This is a genomic window from Bartonella propinqua (assembly GCF_047263965.1).
Classification (GTDB): Bacteria; Pseudomonadota; Alphaproteobacteria; order Rhizobiales; family Rhizobiaceae; genus Bartonella.
The window spans coordinates 262497-280762 of the sequence record NZ_JBLEBK010000002.1; the positions used below are offsets into that span (position 1 = coordinate 262497).

The following is an 18266-nucleotide window of genomic DNA, read 5'->3' on the forward strand; positions in this document are numbered from 1 at the left end:
ACTATAACACTACTTTAACGTGTATTTTTATAATCGCAATTGTTTTTTTATTATCATCGTAAAACTTCTTTATCCGACGACGTAAATTTCCAAACAAAACAGCAATATAGGTATGGTTTTTAGGTATGGTTTTCCTTCAAGAAATGCGTGAAAAGGCTTTTTCTTCACATCTTCACAGTACAAACGGCAAAAGAGTCTCTCTATTATTTCACCATCAGCTCACTTACCGTTGAATAAATCATTTATTTTATGTTTTTAGCCCTATAATACAACTAATAAGTGTAACAAAATGCGCATAAAGCAACCAAACTGAATAAAAAAAGAAACATCCAAAGTGAAAATGGCAAAAAATAACAAGAATGATTGAAGAAAATGCAATAAACGTGCTAAAGGAGCAGCACAATTATAGAGTTGTCGGGAATGAGCTTTTTACCAGAATAGCACTGAGAAAGAAAACGATCATGGATAGCGAGATTGTTCAACAGAATGATATTATTCAAGATGATATTTTTATTGAAAAACATGGAAGCGGTAAATTTGAAGGTTTTCGTTTTTACGCCAACAAAAACAACACCGATCAAACAGCTGAAACACAAAACGTGGTAGATAATGAAAGTCTGATTACTGCCTTTAACAAACGTGCAACACGTTTTTGTGCTTCTGCCAATGGAGACTTTACACTCAGCTTTGATGGTATTGTGCGCTGGATTGGTCAACCCGTGGGGCAACTTGTTACAACTGAGGATTTTTTAAAACCCAAACCCATTCTTTTAGCGGACACACAATTAACAGGAGAATCGCGTGAAAACGTCATAAAACGATTAGAGCGTTTTGTGACCTTTCATTTTGAAACGGCTTTAAAGCCCTTGTTTGATTTGCGCAATGCCGACACCTTAACGGACTTAACAAGCAATCTTGCGCAACAACTTGTCAACTCTTTAGGAATTTTACCGCGTCGAGCAATCGCTGACACTGTCAAAAACCTTGATCAAGAATCGCGTGCAGTGCTACGACGGCTTGGGGTTCGCTTTGGTGCTTTTCATATTTATATTGCTGCAATGCTTAAACCAACTCCCGTTCAAGCAATTACGTTATTGTGGAAACTTCAAAATGAAGGATGTGACCAAACGGGTTTAAATGAAATCTCTTCTGCACTGGCTTCTGGACGCACCTCTTTGATTTTTAACCCTACTTATAATCGCCAATTTTACCAGTTAGCTGGTTATCGCATTCTAGGACATCGCGCGGTACGAATTGACATTTTAGAGCGTCTTGCCAACCTTATCCGTTCTGCACTTAATTGGCAACAAGGAGTCGAGCCAAGACCTAACGGAGCCTATGATGGAAAAAGTTTTTTTGTCACTCCAACAATGATGTCTATTCTTGGTGCCAACGGAACTGATATGGAAGAAATTCTTAAAGGGCTTGGCTATCAATCGCACCCTTGTAGTCATGTCGTTTTTGAACAAAATCTCCACCAAAACAATACTTCTCTGCCTGCGTGCACAATGACACAAGAAGTTCCTCAAGCAGAATGCGTTGGCAATCAATGGAAAAAAATGAGTGCACAAGAAATCACACAGAAAGAAGAAAGAGCTGTACTTGCTGGTGTTAAAGAACAATCCTGTTCTACAGATTGCTTACCTGCAGCAGAACCCGTTGGTAATTTTGCTCAACAACAACATGCAACAGCAGAAGATAAAGTTATTTTACTATGGCGTTACCAGCATGTTCACAAAAACCGCGATAAATCTGGACAAAAGTGGAAAAACAAACACAAAAAATCTTTTAAGCAAGAAGGCAATGTGAATAAAAATACCTCTCAAGAAGCGGCATCACATGCTAAACATTTTTATAAATCCAACAAATCTTATACCAAACGCCCACATAACAAATCATCTCAAAAAGAAAAACGCCCTAATCTTGATTCGCCTTTTGCGAAATTAATGGCGCTGCGTGATCAACTCACAAATGAAAAAAACACACTTAATACTTCCTTTCAAAGGTCAGTAAAATGAAAAATGGAGTTTGATCTTGGCCTATGTAGTAACCGACAATTGCATTCACTGCAAATACACTGATTGCGTCGAAGTTTGCCCTGTTGACTGTTTTTATGAAGGCGAAAACATGCTGGTCATTCATCCCGATGAATGTATCGATTGTGGCGTTTGCGAACCTGAATGCCCAGCAGAAGCTATTAAACCTGACACAGAGCCAGGATTGGAAAAATGGCTAGAACTTAATCTACATTATGCAACAAAGTGGCCCAACTTAACCACTCGAAAAGATCCTCTTCCTCAAGCAAAAGAAATGGACGGTGTTCCAGATAAACTAGAGAAGTATTTTTCAAAAAATCCTGGAAGCGGCGAGTAATAATTACACAACAACATATATAACAGTTTCTTTAAAGATTTAATTCATTTTATGTAAAGATAAAAAATCTGGGCGAAATGATTGATTTTTTTTATTTTGGGTGTTAGTGTTAGCTTAACGTCGTCATCTTTCTAAGTATTTTTTTTGCTTTTTTATTATGAAGCAAAGGGGTTGCTATTGAGATTAAAAGTACTCAGCTTTTATCCTCACTAAAGTTATAATATACTTAGTCAAAGAACACTCAGCATTCAGGCTTTTAGTCTGCTTTTCGGTATACTTGTTAGCCATTAAGGGAGTAAACTAAGATATGGCATCCCAACAGAAAGATTCCTCCAATGCTAAAGGATTCTCAACTTTTGAATACATCGTCTATCCTACACACGGAGTGGGACAAATTATAGCAATTGAGGATCAAGAAGTTGCAGGGCATAAGCTAAAACTTTTTGTCATTCATTTTGCAAAAGATAAAATGGATGTAAAAGTACCAATTGCAAAGGCTATTTCCGTTGGAATGCGCAAATTATCTGCAGCTGCTTCTGTTGAGCGCGCACTAAAAATTTTGCAAGGGAAAGCACGTGTCAAACGGACAATGTGGTCACGCCGTGCTCAAGAATATGACGCTAAAATCAATTCAGGAGATCTCATTTGTATTGCTGAAGTGGTACGCGATCTTTTTCGCTCAAATCTACAACCTGAGCAATCTTATTCTGAACGGCAGCTCTACACCGCTGCACTTGATCGTATGGCTCGTGAAATTGCTGTTACCAATGGTCTTTCTGAAACAGAAGCCATCAATCTCATAGAAATGCATCTCTCTAACAGATCAAAGCGCGAATTTAAAACAAAAATAGATGAGACAAATGCAAGCAATAACACCGTTTATGCTGCATAACAAATGATAAAATTCTTTGATAATAAAATGCAATAAAAAAAGAGGAGAATTTATTATCAATGAATTTTGAGAGACAGAAGAATATTTTGTAAAAAATCTGTCTCATTTTCCGTACAATATCTCTGTGCCACATTGTGTCTATGAGGTTGAGCACGCAATTTTATTTTTTATAATTAATAAATATTTTAATTCTCTTTTTGTTTCTCTCTACTCAATATATTTAAAAATATTCTTAGAAAATAGAAACCCTATTTATTTAAGCTGATATCATCGACACTCGCAGCAACCTTACTAAACTGCCACACGCAGCCGCCCCATACAAACTGTACAGGCTCCCACTCGAATCATTTGTAAAAATTATATTGTTGAAGAAGACACTCGCTATTTAATGAAACTTCATCGACATTAGCAGAAACTTTACCAAACTAGCCACCCACAGCATATCCCTACCCTGCATGAGCTGCGCAAGCCACCATTCAAACATCTATCAAGATAACAAAAGCATAGCGCACACGAGCAACACTCCCCATCTCAAGTCAAGAAAGAGTACCCTCAAAAAAATTAAAAGGGGAGGTATTACACACCTACTTTGCCCGTGCATCAAGTAAGCATTTCGCTCACTGGTAATCAGATTAAAATATCAATCTTTAGCAGGCAAAACTGAACGCCCGCGATACATTCCAGTTTTCAAATCAATGTGATGAGGGCGACGCAGCTCACCAGAATTTTTATCTTCGATATAAGCTGGCGCCTTAAGGGCATCAGCCGAACGACGCATACCCCGCTTTGATGGAGAGGTTTTTCGTTTAGGTACAGCCATAAAGAGATACTCCAAATCCACTAAAAAAAACAGGCAGCATCAAAAATAACACAGCCCTTATCAAATAACATCATAAAATTTGACTCATCTATACACTGATTAAAACCTTTTGACTAGACTTTCATGCAATTTTTTGTTTTGCTTTAATACAAACGACTGCATACAGTGCATACAAGTATCAAACAGTATTGTGTAGAAATACTGAAATGGCAATTGTTTTTTTCAATAAATCTAGAGAATAAGGGGCTCATGCAGATTGATTAAAATAAGAAACAGCTACAATTGCCATGCCTCAAATTCCAAGAATCTCATTTTGCCAAAATAAAGGAAGCAAGAATGAATGAATTTACCACCCTTCTTGCACAGCACTGCCACACCGTTGAAAAGCGGCTTGACGCATTGTTAAATGATGAAGTTCAAAATGGCGAAGTAAGCCGTCCTAAAATTTTAATAAACGCCATGCGTCACGGTGCGCTCAATGGTGGTAAACGTTTACGCCCTTTTCTTGTTATTCAAAGTGCCGCACTTTTTGACACCCCTGTTGAACACTCCCTCGACGTCGCAGTAGCCTTAGAATGTGTCCACTGTTATTCGCTCATTCATGATGATCTTCCTGCCATGGATAACGATATACTCCGACGTGGACAACCCACCGTCCACGTAGCATTTGATGAAGCCACAGCCATTTTAGCAGGCAACGCCCTTTTGACCTTTGCCTTTGAAATCATTGCAAACAAAGCTTGTGCACTTTCTTGTGAAACCAGAATAAATCTGATCACAGCTCTTGCACAATCAGCAGGACTTGGTGGCATGGTAGGTGGACAAATGCTCGACCTTGAAGCTGAAAAAAAGCCTCAAGATTGCCAAACTATTATCACGCTGCAACATATGAAAACAGCTGCTCTTATAAGTTTTGCTTGTCAAGCAGGAGCCATCATTGGCAATGCCCCCCAAACATTGATCCAAACACTTTCTGATTTTGGCACATATATCGGTCTTGCTTTTCAATTGGCAGATGACCTGCTTGATGTCACTGCCAGCACTGAAGTTTTAGGAAAAACGGCTGGAAAAGATGAAGCAGCGCAAAAAGCCACTTTTGTTCACCTTTATGGCATTCAAGAAACACAAAAGAAACGCGACGAACTCATCACTAAAGCAGAATCACTTCTAGATCCTTTTGGTGCTAAAGCCAAACCACTCCAACAAGCCGCCCGTTTTATAGCAACACGCAAAAATTAATCACTTACCTGATTGTGCAAACATAAAGCACATCACCTAAAAATATACAAACACAAGAATCAAGCAAAACAAACCTTTTTCTTTGTTTCAACCTTGTCCAAAGCGTGTATGAATGTAATCACCAAGTATCGATTCAAATTCCTCAGCAATATGATCGCCACGTAAAGTTTTCACTTTTTTCCCATCAACAAAAACGGGCGCTGCTGGACTTTCACCCACTCCAGGCAATGAAATTCCAATATCAGCATGTTTTGATTCCCCAGGTCCATTAACGATGCAGCCCATCACTGCAACCTTCAACCCTTCAACACCAGGGTATTTTTCACGCCACACGGGCATATTTTTACATAAATCGGCTTCAATTTTTTGTGCCAATTGCTGAAAAACTGTTGAAGTTGTCCGACCACATCCAGGACAAGCAGCAACAACAGGTAAAAATTGCCGAAATCCCATCACCTGCAAAAGTTCTTGACCAACTTTCACTTCCCGTGTCCGATCTCCACCAGGTTCAGGCGTTAATGAAATACGGATTGTATCCCCAATCCCTTGCTGTAATAAAATTCCCAAAGCAACAGAAGAAGAAACAACACCCTTTGTTCCCATCCCTGCTTCTGTTAATCCCAAATGCAGTGCATAATCACAACGTTCTGCCAAACTGCTGTAAACTGCAATAAGGTCTTGCACATCACTCACTTTAGCAGAAAGAATAATTTTATCACGTCCCAAACCCATCTCTTCAGCCCAAAGAGCTGAATGAAGAGCTGACTGAACAACAGCTTCCCGCATGACCTCAGCAACAGATAAAGGGGTTGTTTGTCGAGCATTCTCATCCATCAACTGTGTCAACAACACATTATCAAGAGATCCCCAATTCACACCAATACGAATAGATTTACGATACCGACAAGCAATCTCGATAATTTCAGCAAATTGACGATCCTTTTTTGCACCAAAACCAACATTTCCAGGATTGATCCGATATTTTGCCAATGCCTCAGCACAAGCAGGATGTTCTGCTAAAAGCTTGTGACCAATATAATGAAAATCGCCCACCAACGGCACAACAATGCCTAACCGTTCTAGCCGCTCCCGTATTTTTGGCACCGCAGCAGCAGCTTCATCCCGATCAACAGTTATTCGAACCAATTGTGAACCTGCCCGCCAAAGAGCAGCGGTTTGCGCAACGGTTGCATCAACATCAGCAGTATCCGTATTGGTCATTGACTGAACAACGATTGGGTTTTGACCACCAACCATGACATCACCCACTGCAACAGCAACAGAGCGGCGGCGTTCAAAAGGTTTAGATAAATAATACGCTGTGCTCATCAAGTCCTCAAATTTTCAAAACCTGCACTCTCGATCATCATTATGGCAACACTTATCAAAGTATAGTTTTTAAAAAAAAGATGAAAGAAAATTACCTCATTTAGCCAAAACTCTTGATTGTTCCCATGGGTGATTGAAATAGCGCACTCTATGCAACTTTTTAATTTTTAAGCCGTTATACCAAAACCCCAAAAACAATTCCAATAATAACAAAGTAGTATAAAACATGAAGGAGTCAAAAAATGTGTCTATTTTCGATTCATTCCAAAAATGCTAAAATTAAAAAACGCATTGCACAATTAAAAAATGAACTCATTCCCACGCATCATTGGCACTCTCACAACAGCAGCTTTGATAACATCTCTGATATGCTTGACACATGGAAGCAAAAAGGCTGTCATGCGCTTTTCCATTTAAACGAGCAAGCGACAGAATTGAAGAAAAAAGCAAAAGAAAATCCTAAAACAACCCTTGCATTAGCTGCAAGCGTAGCTTTAGCGAGTTTTTTATTGATACGTAAAAAATAAAAACACGCCAACGCCCTCTCACTTTGTAATGTCCACCCTTAAAGTGGACATTTTCTATATCTCTAAAACAACGCTACACAAACAATGTAAGGTTTTTGGCAATATAAGATTTTGGGCAATAAATATTTCAGGTTAGAAACAGTATTTTTATGATACGCATCATGATAAACCAAACGAAATCTTCTAAGGTAAACGCCCACTTGCTATAAGAGAATGGGATAAAAATCAAACTAAAAAGAACCAAAACTTTAACCTCCAGAAGCGCGCTGCGCAGTATCTACATATGTAACTACAGACATACCAGGAATAAGCTTTTCAGCACCTTCCTGCCCAGGATCTAAAGCAATACGAACCGAAACACGTTGCGCAATCTTGATAAAATTACCGATTGCCGTATCCGTTTTTAATAATGAAAATTCTGAACCTGTCGCAGGTGCAAAACGATCCACACGCCCTGTTAATTTCTGATTATTCAACGCATCCACAGAAAAGACAACAGGTTGTCCCACCCGCATTTTAGACAGTTGCGTTTCTTTATAATTAGCAATAATCCAAATATCATCAGAAATAACTGACACCAATTGCGTATTAGGAACAATATATTGCCCTACCCGTGCCCCAACCACTCCAATATACCCCGTTCGAGGGGATACAATCTTCGTGTGATTCAAATTGAGCTTAGCCAATTCAACACCAACACTTGCTCCTGCAACTTCTGACTGTAAACTTTGTCGCTCAAGATCCAATTGCTTTCGCAATTGACGTTTTGTATCCAGTGCTTCCAATAATTGTGAAAGAGAACGGGAACTTGAATTTGCACTGCCATCAAAGCTTAATTTTTTGTTATGTCCAGGAATAACATTAGAGAATGTTTGAGACCGTGCCAGTTCGGCTTCAGCTTTGTTAATTTCCCCCTGCAAAAGCTGAGCTTGCAATGCAATACTGGCAAGTTTTGCATTTTTTGAATCAAGAACAGCCTGTGCCTGTGCCAGCTGTTGCTTAAAGAGAGAATCATCGAGTTTAAACAACAGCATTCCCTGTTCAACTTTTTGATAATCTTGAACATAAATCTTTTCAATCACCCCAGAAATCTGCGAGCTTACAAGAGTCACATTGCCTTTAATTGAAGCATTATCCGTCATCTGAATTGTACTGACAAAGGGGGGAAGTCTCCAAGCCCACAAAATCAACAAAATCCCAATAACACCTGATAAAAAAGTAACAATCGTCGCCTTTGATCGCAATGCTCTTATCATTTTTACTCCTCTTTATTAATATTGGCTTGCTTTGTGAATGCAACCAAAGAGCGTGATTTGAAAATAATTTTTACAAGAAAAACAATAAATACAACCATCGCAATATAAAAATAAAGCCGAAAAACATCGCTATAAGCCAAAATATTTGCCGTTAACCGAAGCTTTTCAATGAGCCAAGAATCTGGTTGATCTCCCAAAATATGAAGAACAGAAGCATTGTAAGAGGACGAAAATAAGGCATCTATCTCACTTGAAACGAGCGGATCTGTTACCACAATATTTTGTGATAAGTGCTCAAAATGCTTATGGGCAAAAACCAACTGCAAACTGCCAAAAAAAGCTGAACTCATCAACCCTCCTGTTACTTGTGTCAGCAAAAAAACAGCAATAAAACTTAACATATAACTAGGACCTCGCGCGCTGGACACCACAAATCCCTTTAAAAGAGCAGGCGGCAAAAAAAGCGCATAACCAAAGCCGATCAATCCTTGACTTAACATCATGTCTTTTGGACATGTTAGCTGGCTCAAATAACTGTCTAGATAAGACCCAAGAGCCAAACAACTCAAAGACAAAAGATAAAAATAGTCCTCCCGACCCTCACGCAGAAAAAAGACACAAACCCCTCCTCCTAAAAGGGTGCCAAATATAACTGCAAGATATACAGGTGCCATTTCAGAGTTTAATAAACCAAAAAGATTAAAAAACTCTGCTGCTAATGTTAAGTGCTCCGATAAAAGAACACGAAAGACCAATAAAATGAGAACCGATTGCAGCATCTCTTTACTGAAAAGCCAACGTAACTCAATTAGCGGTTTTTCTCTATTCAGCTCTAGAATCGTTGCCGTGACCAAAGATAAAATAACAAGTACAAGCCCCCAACCAATCCATGGTGCTTCATACCACCAGTACAATTTGCCAACAGACATAATCACTGCATTGACCCCAAGACCAAGTGCAATCAAACTGTAACTTATCCAATCTAATTTTTTAATGACCTTGTTACGTGCAACGGGAGTCAGCGGAAGAGAAAAGATACACCCCAAACTCATGAGAACCAACCCCATCTCCATTGCTGAGAGACTAGAAAATCCACTATCTAGCAAATCAGGCGAAATCAAACCTGACAAAGGAGCTGCTAAATTCGCGCTCATATAATTTAAACTAAGGCCAATGGTAAATTTTTTTGCTGGTGCAAAAGCCTCCATCATATAAAGAAGCGCGAGTGATGCCAATGGTGCCGCAGCAATACCAGCAAAAAAACGAATAATCAGTGCCGAACGCAGATCAGTAACAAATAACTGCAAAACACAGACCAACACAAATCCAAGAGTTGATAACTCCGCAAAAGCACGAAGCCCAAACTGGTAGCGGATCTTCATCAACATGATCGCAACACTTACATTGGGTGCCATATAGGCAGCAATCAACCATGTTGTTTCAGTCATTGTTGCATGAAAATCACCTGTCAGCTGAATAATGTTCGATTGAACAACATTCGCTCCCAAACCATAAGCCCACTGCAAAATAAAAGAAGCGAAAATGTAAACAAAACATTTCGGCAAAGGTCCTGCAAAAATTACACCTGGATTGGGAAAAGGCACAGCCTTTTTGGCAGACATAACCGTACCTTTTTTGCCGCTCATGTCGCCTTTTCCTGCATGACCTGTTATGCCTCCATTATTACACCATCAATGGTTGCCAAGTTATAAAAAAGGTCCTCTTTATAACTTGCCTCATCATTTGAATGCTCTGCTAACGTTGCCCGAAGCTGTAAAATCTTCTGTTCTAACGCATCAAAGGAAAGTTGTTCAACCGCAACCACTTTCTCTGCCAAAAGAGAACAACCTGAAGAGCTAATATCTGCAACCCCTCCACAAACAGCAAACAGCTTTTCTCCTGAAGAGGTTATAACGCGAACACTGCCCAACACAATGCTTGCCACTAAAGGCGCATGATGCGCCATAACCGTTAGAGTTCCTGACGCTGAAGGAAGAACAACAGATGTCACCTCTTCTGAAAAAACAAGCTTTTCAGGTGACACAAGCTCAAACAAAAAATGCTCTACTTTATTGTTTTCCACAGCAGCCTCCACACAAGGTTCACTCTAAGAACCTGTTGTCATCTCTACAACAAGCACTCGTCAAAGATTTTTCTTAAGAAGAGGCTTCCGCAATGAGACGTCTTCCTTTTTCAATGGCTTCATCGATCGAACCGACCATATAAAAAGCTGCCTCTGGCAAATCATCATAATCACCAGCACAAAGACCTTTAAACCCTTTAATTGTGTCTTCTAAAGGCACGAGTTTTCCTGGTGAACCAGTAAAGGCTTCAGCCACATGGAAAGGTTGCGAAAGGAAACGTTCAATTTTACGCGCCCGCCCCACCAGCAACTTATCATCTTCAGAAAGTTCATCCATTCCAAGAATAGCAATAATATCCTGCAATGATCTGTACCGTTGCAAAATAGTTTGCACCTGATTTGCGACAGCATAATGTTCCTCACCCACAATTAATGGATCTAACATACGTGAGAAAGAATCGAGTGGATCAACCGCTGGATAAATACCCTTTTCAGCAATTGAACGCGAAAGAACTGTTGTTGCATCCAAATGAGCAAAAGATGTCGCAGGTGCTGGATCAGTCAAGTCATCTGCTGGAACATAAATAGCCTGCACAGAAGTAATAGACCCTGTTTTCGTACTGGTGATACGTTCTTGTAAAGCACCCATATCCGTTGCCAAGGTTGGCTGATAACCCACAGCAGAAGGAATACGTCCTAAAAGAGCCGAAACTTCAGCTCCTGCCTGTGTAAAGCGGAAAATATTATCCACGAAGAAAAGAACATCTTGTCCTTCATCACGGAAGCTTTCTGCAATGGTCAATCCAGAAAGAGCAACACGTGCACGTGCCCCTGGTGGCTCATTCATTTGCCCGTAAACGAGTGCACATTTTGATCCTTCCGTTGAACCATTATTATCTTTCGGATTCACGTTCACACGGCTTTCAATCATTTCATAATAAAGATCATTTCCCTCACGTGTACGTTCTCCAACACCAGCAAACACTGAATACCCACCATGAGCCTTTGCAATATTATTGATAAGCTCCATAATGAGAACGGTTTTACCAACACCAGCACCCCCAAACAAACCAACTTTACCACCTTTAGAATAAGGCGCTAATAAGTCTACAACCTTAATACCTGTGACCAGAATTTCTGAGGCAGTTGACTGCTCAACATATTCAGGAGCATCTTGGTGAATAGAACGTGTTTTGGTCGCAGCGATTGGTCCAACATTATCAACGGGTTCTCCAATCACATTCATGATACGACCAAGCGTTGCTTCCCCAACAGGCACATTGATCTGTGTTCCTGTATCAACAACCTTTTGACCACGCATAAGACCATCCGTCGTATCCATGGCAATTGTACGCACTGTGTTCTCACCCAAATGCTGTGCAACTTCTAAAACCAATCGATTGCCTAAATTTTCTGTTTCTAATGCGTTTAAAATATTTGGTAACGCACCTTCAAATTGCACATCAACAACAGCACCAATAACCTGCGTAATTTCACCAACTGAACCTTTTGTAAACAAATCTTTAGGGGCAGGAGACGCAGAAGTTGAAGAATCTTTTGTGCCAACTTGAGATTTCGAGGCGGTTTTTTTCACGCTTGAGCGAGCAGCTGATTTCTTTTCCTCAACTTTTGATGCTCCTTTGCTTGACGTCACTGCTTTTACCATCAATCCTCACCTTTTCAATTTAAAGCGCTTCAGCGCCCGCAATAATTTCGATCAATTCTGTCGTAATCTGTGCCTGACGCTGACGATTATAAGTCACCGTCAATTTATTAATCATTTCACCCGCATTACGCGATGCGTTGTCCATAGCACTCATCTTCGCACCCATCTCACCAGCGACATTTTCAAGCAAGGCTCGAAAAATTTGCACTGAGAGGTTACGAGGAACAAGCTCATCCAAAAGAGAGGCTGCATCAGGCTCATAATCATAAACAGTTGGCTGCAGAATTTCATTTTTATCTGTCTTTCCGGCAACCCCCCCTTCCCCAACAGCCTCTTTTGGAGAAATCGTTGGGATTAAGCGAAAAGCTGTCGGACGCTGATTAATCACCGAAACAAATTCAGAATAAAACAGCGTACACACATCAAATGCACCTTTATGAAACAAATCAACGATACGCTGACTAATCATTGCTGCTTCAGCAAAACCAATCCGCTTTACAGAACGTAAATCAACATGATCTATCATCAAAGCTTTATAATTACGCAGTAAAATATCTGCTCCCTTTTTGCCCACTGTTAAAATTTTAACTATTTTACCAGCAGCAAGCAGAGTTTCAATCTGCTCACGAGCATGACGTGCAATTTGCACATTAAAAGCACCACATAGACCACGCTCAGCAGTACACACCACAAAAAGATGGACATCATCTCGACCTGTTCCACGCATTAAGGGGGGCGCGTCAACGGCATCAACATCAGCTGCAACATTGGCTAAAATAGTAGCCATGCGCTGAGCATAAGGGCGCGCAGACAAAGCCGCCTCTTGCGCACGGTGCAACCTTGCCGCTGCAACCATCTGCATGGCTTTGGTAATTTTCTGTGTTGCCTTAACCGAGGCGATACGGTCTCTAAGATCCTTTAGCGACGCCATTCCAAGTATTCCATCAATTCATTACGAAAACTTTTTCGCATAAGTATTAAGGATAGAAACCAGTTTCTCCTTAATATCATCAGTTATCTGCTTTTGATCGGCTATTGCCTTCAAAAGATCTTGATGGTCATTGCGCAAGAGCGTCAAAAGACCCTGCTCAAACCGACCAACATCAGAAACAGCCAACGCATCAAGGTAACCATTCACACCAGCAAAAATAACAACAACCTGTTCTTCTGTTTTAAGTGGAGAAAATTGCGGCTGCTTTAAAAGCTCAGTCAAACGCGCACCACGGTTTAAAAGACGCTGGGTTGACGCATCCAAATCTGAACCAAACTGCGCAAAAGCTGCCATTTCTCGATATTGTGCTAACTCACCTTTGATCGACCCTGCAACCTGCTTCATCGCTTTAATTTGTGCAGCCGAACCGACACGTGATACCGAAAGACCAACATTCACAGCAGGACGAATTCCTTGATAAAACAAATTGGTTTCAAGAAAAATCTGCCCATCGGTGATCGAAATCACATTGGTTGGGATATAAGCAGAAACATCATTTGCCTGCGTCTCAATGACTGGCAAAGCAGTCAAAGACCCCGAACCATTCTCAGCATTCAGCTTTGCAGCTCGCTCTAAAAGACGTGAATGCAAATAGAAAACATCTCCCGGATAAGCTTCACGACCTGGTGGGCGACGAAGCAAAAGAGACATTTGACGATAAGCAACAGCCTGTTTTGAAAGATCATCATAACCAATCAAAGCATGTTGACCATTATCACGGAAATATTCCCCCATCGCACAACCAGCAAGAGGTGCAATAAACTGCATAGGTGCAGGATCAGAAGCCGTAGCCGCTACAACAATGGAATATTCAAGAGCACCACGCTCTTCTAAAACTTTAACGAATTGCGCAACTGTTGAACGCTTTTGACCAATTGCAACATAAATACAATAGATTTTGTCTTGATCTCGCCCAGCACCCTTTTCGTGGAAGGGCTTTTGGTTTAAAAATGTATCGAGCAAAATCGCTGTTTTCCCTGTTTGGCGATCACCAATCACCAATTCACGCTGTCCGCGCCCAATAGGAATAAGCGCATCAATGGCTTTCAACCCTGTCGACATAGACTCATGCACGGACTGACGTGGAATAATCCCTGGAGCCTTGACGTCAACACGACGACGCTCAACTGCGTTAATAGGCCCCTTTCCATCTATAGGATTTCCAAGCGCATCAACAACACGCCCAAGGAGTTCTGGACCCACAGGAACATCCACAATAGCGCCTAACCGTTTTACTGTATCACCTTCACGGATACCACGATCTGACCCAAAAATCACAACCCCGACATTATCGATTTCCAAATTAAGCGCCATACCGCGCACACCATTTGAAAAGGAAACCATTTCACCAGCTTGGACATTATCCAAACCATAAACGCGAGCAATACCATCACCCACAGATAAAACCGAACCAACCTCTGAAACTTCAGCCTTTTGGTCAAAGTTCCTGATTTGCTCTTTTAGAATTTTTGAAATTTCAGACGGTCTAATATCCATCAGCTGACCTCTTTTTTCAATGCAAGCTTAAGCGAAGATAATTTTGCCACAAGAGACGTATCAATTTGAGACGACCCTAAGCGAATAATGAGTCCACCAAGAATTGTGGGATCAATAGAGATACGTAGCAAAATTTTTCCCCCAACGACACCTTCTAAAGCCACACGCAACTCCTTCTCTTGACGAGGACTTAACACGCGCGCAGAAATAATTTGCGCCGTAATCTCCCTACGAGATAGGGCAACACGACGTTGAAAAGCATGTAAAATACCAGACAAAGCGCAAAGCCGACGGTTTACTGCAACAACGCGCAAAAAATTACGAATAATCCGACCAGCACCCTCATCAGACAACCCGATAGTTTCGCAAAGAGAACACATAACTTTAACCTGCTCTTTTGCTGAAAAAAACGGGCTTTGCACAAAGCGCTTTAAGTCCTCATTTTGATCCAAAATAACCAAAAAAGATGCGACTGCCTTTTCAACACTTTCAACAGACCCTGCTTCTTGAACAAAATCGAAAAGCGCCTGCGCATAGCGTTGATCTACCAACGGCAGTGGTATAAGAGAAAATGAATCAGACACGCAATACCGCCTCTTTCCCTTGAGCGATTCTCTGATATTTACCAGATGAAGTGGATCAGACATCCTAAATTTTAAGAATCTCCTCCTTAAAACTTAGAACAAAAAAACTTTTTGGTTTTTAGCATAGACACAACCGACTCGCAACACTCCAAATCGATGGTTTTTAAAAATTTTAAATAAAAAATTTAAAACACCCTTGAAAAGGATTTTTTTAATACGCAGCAGCACCACAATTTTTTTTGTATCTCTTTTTTATATCTTCTAACACGCCTTTCAAGCCTCTTTCTTCTGGGCTCTATAGATGAGTTGAAACTTGCCAAAACTGTCTTCTTCAACTTAAAATGCTTCTTGTGTCAAAAGAACCACCCCTATATATAAAAGGAGGCACCATTTCAGATTTACAACGCATCAATGATACTTGTGTATAACTCTTACAAAATCAGAAAACCAATCTTCTTATTCAAAACTTCTCTCTTTATACAACATCCCGTTACAAAACATTCTCCTTTTCAGCATTTTTAGGCAAACAAATTTCCACGTTATGTTGGGTTATTTTCAGAGAAAGCTTTGCGGATCAATATCAATTTGAACCCGCACTGAACTTGGCATTTTGGGTGCATTTGCAAAGATTGCACGAATAAACCCCTGCATATCAAAAGAGCGCTGCCCTTGCAGTAAAAGTCGAAAACGATACCGCCCCCGCACAAGAGCCAACTGTGCCTCTGCTGGTCCCATCAGCGAGACATTTTTTTCTCGTGGCGCGGCTTGACGTAACGCACGCGCATAATGTTCTGCTATTTGGCGCTTTTCTGAAGACACAATCAAAGAGGCAAGACGTCCATAAGGTGGGAGATGATAGTGCTGACGCGTTGCAATCTCGTGCATATAAAAATTTTCACGTTGTTGCGAAAGCAAAGCTTGTATCACTGGATGGTCAGGTTGATAGGTCTGCACTATGCCTAAGCTTTCCAGCCCCATACGCCCTGCCCTGCCTGTAACCTGAGACAAAAGCTGAAACGTGCGTTCAGCAGCACGTAAATCACCATTAGCAAGACCAAGATCGGCATCAATGACCCCAACCAACGACAACTCAGGAAAATGGTGCCCTTTAGCGACTAACTGCGTCCCAATAATAATGTCAACATCCCCATTCGCAATTGCTTGCAATTCGCTTCGCAACTGACGAATCCCACCTTTGAGATCGGTTGACAAAATCAACAACCGCGCCTGTGGAAAAAGCATCCGTGTTTCTTCAGCAATTCTTTCCACACCTGGTCCACAAGCCACGAGATGATCTAAAGTTCCGCATTCAGGACATGCCTCTGGAAATGGCTGATGATAGCCACAATGATGGCATTTAAGCTGACCTTGCAAACGATGCTCAACCAACCAACTCGAACAATCTGTACAATGAAAACGATGTCCACAAATGCGACATAAAGTTAAAGGCGCATAACCACGTCGATTAAGAAAAAGAAGCGCCTGCTCACCTTTTTTTATGGTTTGCATCAAAGCATGTTCAAGAATAGAGGAAATAAAACGTCCTCTTTGCACCCCTCCTTTACGCATATCAACCACCTGCAACTGTGGAAGTGCTGCTGCTTTAAAACGTGATGGCAAATTAACCTGCCGATAACGCCCCCACAAGACATTTGCTTGACTTTCAATCGACGGTGTCGCTGAAGATAAAATCACAGGAAAATGTTCGAAAGAAGCCCGTGCAACTGCCATATCACGTGCATGATAAAAAATGCGCTCTTCCTGTTTATAAGCACCATCATGCTCTTCATCAACAACAATGAGCCCAAGCTCTTGAAAGGGTAAAAAAAGTGCCGAACGTGCCCCCGCAACAACCCGCACCCGCCCTTCTGCCACTTGCCGCCACACACGCTCCCGACGACGCGGTGCCAAATCTGAATGCCACTCTGCCGCTGATGCTCCAAAACGCGCACCAAAACGGTCTAAAAATTGCTGTGTTAAAGCAATTTCTGGCAATAAAATTAAAACTTGCTTGCCACACTTCAGCGCTTGAGCAACCGCTTCAAAATAAACCTCCGTCTTTCCTGACCCCGTAACACCATCAAGCAAAAAAACTTGAAATTGAGAAGATAAAACACCTTCTCGCAGCAGTGTTGCTGCTTCACTCTGCCTGCCTTCTAACACGGGAGGACAAAAATCGGGGTTAGGCATCGCAACAAGAGCAGGCGCTGGTATCATAACCTCTTCAAAAATCCCAAGCGACTTTAACCCTTCAACAACGGAGACAGAAACCCCTGCCGCATGCGCAAGACCAGAGCGTGTCCAAACCATACCATCGCGCACGAATTCCAAAACCCGTGATCGCGCTGGTGTTAAACGCTCTACATCTCCTCCACAATAGCGCAACCCTTGCATCTGCGCTTCTGGCTCTAAAGCAGCTGGAACACTTAAAACCAATCGCGCAACAAGACCAAAAGGCGTCATCGTATAGCGACTGACAAAGCGTAAAAATGTGATCATTTCCGCTTTTAATGGTGGACAATCAAAAACATGCAGGATAGAGCGCAATTTTTCACGCGCCACAGGTGCAGCCATTTGCTCCATTTGCGCTGTTGGTTTTTCAGCTTCCACCACAAGACCACAAACTTCACGCCCCATCACTGGAACACGCACAAAAGAACCAACCTCGACCTCCATAGGAGATGGAACTTCATAACTATAAGCATGAGTAACAGGAACAGGTACCAAGACCGAAACAACTTTTCTTTCTGTCACGTTTGACTGCACCTTTTGTACCAACTTTTTATACGCATTCTTTTATACAAATATTATTCTTACATTACTCTTGCATTTTATTTTTCGACATATTTCCCATTGTAAAAAATCTTTTTTGCGTAACTTTACCAATCTGCCAATCTGCCAATCTGCCAATCTGCCAATCTGCCAATCTGCCAATCTGCCAATCTGCCAATCTGCCAATCTGCCAATCTGCCAATCTGCCAATCTGCCAATCTGCCAATCTGCCAATCT

Annotated in this window: 16 protein-coding genes; 5 read left to right on the forward strand and 11 right to left on the reverse strand. The window is 41.2% G+C overall.

Annotated features, from left to right (window positions below):
- The first annotated feature begins 461 nt into the window (after positions 1-461).
- The 3 genes from ACMFKV_RS02885 to ACMFKV_RS02895 all read left to right on the forward strand — a co-directional run bounded on the left by ACMFKV_RS02885 (position 462) and on the right by ACMFKV_RS02895 (position 3265).
- Positions 462-2018 (forward strand): hypothetical protein, encoded by a 1557-nt coding sequence (locus ACMFKV_RS02885; RefSeq protein ID WP_336287481.1) that lies wholly within the window; start codon positions 462-464, stop codon positions 2016-2018.
- 16 nt (positions 2019-2034) lie between these two features.
- Complete coding sequence (fdxA, locus tag ACMFKV_RS02890) at positions 2035-2373, forward strand: ferredoxin FdxA (RefSeq protein WP_336287482.1); 339 nt, start codon at positions 2035-2037, stop codon at positions 2371-2373.
- 307 nt (positions 2374-2680) lie between these two features.
- The gene (locus ACMFKV_RS02895; RefSeq protein ID WP_413154446.1) at positions 2681-3265 is read left to right on the forward strand and encodes a CarD family transcriptional regulator; all 585 of its coding nucleotides are present in this window, start codon (positions 2681-2683) and stop codon (positions 3263-3265) included.
- Between the two features lie 640 nt (positions 3266-3905).
- On the opposite strand, the gene rpmF is transcribed toward ACMFKV_RS02895, so the two are convergent.
- Positions 3906-4085 carry a 50S ribosomal protein L32 gene (rpmF, locus tag ACMFKV_RS02900; RefSeq protein WP_336278562.1) on the reverse strand — a complete coding sequence of 60 codons (180 nt, stop codon included), beginning with the start codon at positions 4083-4085 and terminating at the stop codon, positions 3906-3908.
- 336 nt (positions 4086-4421) lie between these two features.
- Between rpmF and ACMFKV_RS02905 the strand changes: the two genes are divergently transcribed.
- Positions 4422-5324: a polyprenyl synthetase family protein gene (locus tag ACMFKV_RS02905; protein ID WP_413154447.1), complete on the forward strand. Its 903-nt coding sequence runs from the start codon at positions 4422-4424 to the stop codon at positions 5322-5324.
- An 87-nt stretch (positions 5325-5411) separates the two neighbouring features.
- Here the strand turns inward: ACMFKV_RS02905 and ispG are convergent, their stop codons facing one another.
- Entirely contained in the window at positions 5412-6653 is a 1242-nt protein-coding gene (gene ispG / locus ACMFKV_RS02910; RefSeq protein WP_336287485.1) for a flavodoxin-dependent (E)-4-hydroxy-3-methylbut-2-enyl-diphosphate synthase, read from the reverse strand.
- A 242-nt stretch (positions 6654-6895) separates the two neighbouring features.
- Here ispG and ACMFKV_RS02915 point away from each other — a divergent pair, with 242 nt between their 5' ends.
- A complete protein-coding gene (locus ACMFKV_RS02915) occupies positions 6896-7180 on the forward strand; it encodes a hypothetical protein (protein ID WP_336287486.1) in 285 nt (94 codons plus the stop codon).
- Positions 7181-7428: 248 nt separating this feature from the next.
- Here the strand turns inward: ACMFKV_RS02915 and ACMFKV_RS02920 are convergent, their stop codons facing one another.
- The 9 genes from ACMFKV_RS02920 to ACMFKV_RS02960 form a co-directional block, all read right to left on the reverse strand.
- On the reverse strand, positions 7429-8436 hold the full coding sequence (locus tag ACMFKV_RS02920; RefSeq protein WP_336287487.1) for an HlyD family secretion protein: 1008 nt from the start codon (positions 8434-8436) through the stop codon (positions 7429-7431).
- A gap of 2 nt (positions 8437-8438) precedes the next feature.
- Complete coding sequence (locus ACMFKV_RS02925; protein WP_413154448.1) at positions 8439-10082, reverse strand: MFS transporter; 1644 nt, start codon at positions 10080-10082, stop codon at positions 8439-8441.
- 23 nt (positions 10083-10105) lie between these two features.
- Positions 10106-10519, reverse strand: a complete 414-nt coding sequence (gene atpC, locus ACMFKV_RS02930; protein WP_336287489.1) for an ATP synthase F1 subunit epsilon — start codon at positions 10517-10519, stop codon at positions 10106-10108.
- A 73-nt stretch (positions 10520-10592) separates the two neighbouring features.
- Positions 10593-12185 (reverse strand): F0F1 ATP synthase subunit beta, encoded by a 1593-nt coding sequence (gene atpD, locus ACMFKV_RS02935; protein ID WP_336287490.1) that lies wholly within the window; start codon positions 12183-12185, stop codon positions 10593-10595.
- 19 nt (positions 12186-12204) lie between these two features.
- Positions 12205-13116, reverse strand: a complete 912-nt coding sequence (locus ACMFKV_RS02940; RefSeq protein WP_336287491.1) for a F0F1 ATP synthase subunit gamma — start codon at positions 13114-13116, stop codon at positions 12205-12207.
- 21 nt (positions 13117-13137) lie between these two features.
- Positions 13138-14673: a F0F1 ATP synthase subunit alpha gene (gene atpA / locus ACMFKV_RS02945; RefSeq protein WP_336287492.1), complete on the reverse strand. Its 1536-nt coding sequence runs from the start codon at positions 14671-14673 to the stop codon at positions 13138-13140.
- Positions 14673-15257 (reverse strand): ATP synthase F1 subunit delta, encoded by a 585-nt coding sequence (atpH, locus tag ACMFKV_RS02950; protein WP_336287493.1) that lies wholly within the window; start codon positions 15255-15257, stop codon positions 14673-14675. The genes atpA and atpH overlap by 1 nt, the downstream gene beginning before the upstream one ends.
- Before the next feature lie 555 nt (positions 15258-15812).
- Positions 15813-18023 (reverse strand): primosomal protein N', encoded by a 2211-nt coding sequence (locus tag ACMFKV_RS02955; protein ID WP_336287494.1) that lies wholly within the window; start codon positions 18021-18023, stop codon positions 15813-15815.
- 52 nt (positions 18024-18075) lie between these two features.
- The coding region (locus ACMFKV_RS02960; RefSeq protein ID WP_413154449.1) for a hypothetical protein at positions 18076-18266 on the reverse strand (191 nt) is incomplete at its 5' end.

Bases quoted from the DNA above. Each gene is read 5' to 3' on its own strand.
- ispG (WP_336287485.1), bottom strand. From the start codon at position 6,653: ATGAGCACAGCGTATTATTTATCTAAACCTTTTGAACGCCGCCGCTCT.
- atpA (WP_336287492.1), bottom strand. From the start codon at position 14,673: ATGGATATTAGACCGTCTGAAATTTCAAAAATTCTAAAAGAGCAAATC.
- ACMFKV_RS02925 (WP_413154448.1), bottom strand. From the start codon at position 10,082: ATGAGCGGCAAAAAAGGTACGGTTATGTCTGCCAAAAAGGCTGTGCCT.
- atpD (WP_336287490.1), bottom strand. From the start codon at position 12,185: ATGGTAAAAGCAGTGACGTCAAGCAAAGGAGCATCAAAAGTTGAGGAA.
- ACMFKV_RS02905 (WP_413154447.1), top strand. From the start codon at position 4,422: ATGAATGAATTTACCACCCTTCTTGCACAGCACTGCCACACCGTTGAA.
- ACMFKV_RS02895 (WP_413154446.1), top strand. From the start codon at position 2,681: ATGGCATCCCAACAGAAAGATTCCTCCAATGCTAAAGGATTCTCAACT.
- ACMFKV_RS02885 (WP_336287481.1), top strand. From the start codon at position 462: ATGGATAGCGAGATTGTTCAACAGAATGATATTATTCAAGATGATATT.
- rpmF (WP_336278562.1), bottom strand. From the start codon at position 4,085: ATGGCTGTACCTAAACGAAAAACCTCTCCATCAAAGCGGGGTATGCGT.
- ACMFKV_RS02940 (WP_336287491.1), bottom strand. From the start codon at position 13,116: ATGGCGTCGCTAAAGGATCTTAGAGACCGTATCGCCTCGGTTAAGGCA.
- ACMFKV_RS02915 (WP_336287486.1), top strand. From the start codon at position 6,896: ATGTGTCTATTTTCGATTCATTCCAAAAATGCTAAAATTAAAAAACGC.
- ACMFKV_RS02920 (WP_336287487.1), bottom strand. From the start codon at position 8,436: ATGATAAGAGCATTGCGATCAAAGGCGACGATTGTTACTTTTTTATCA.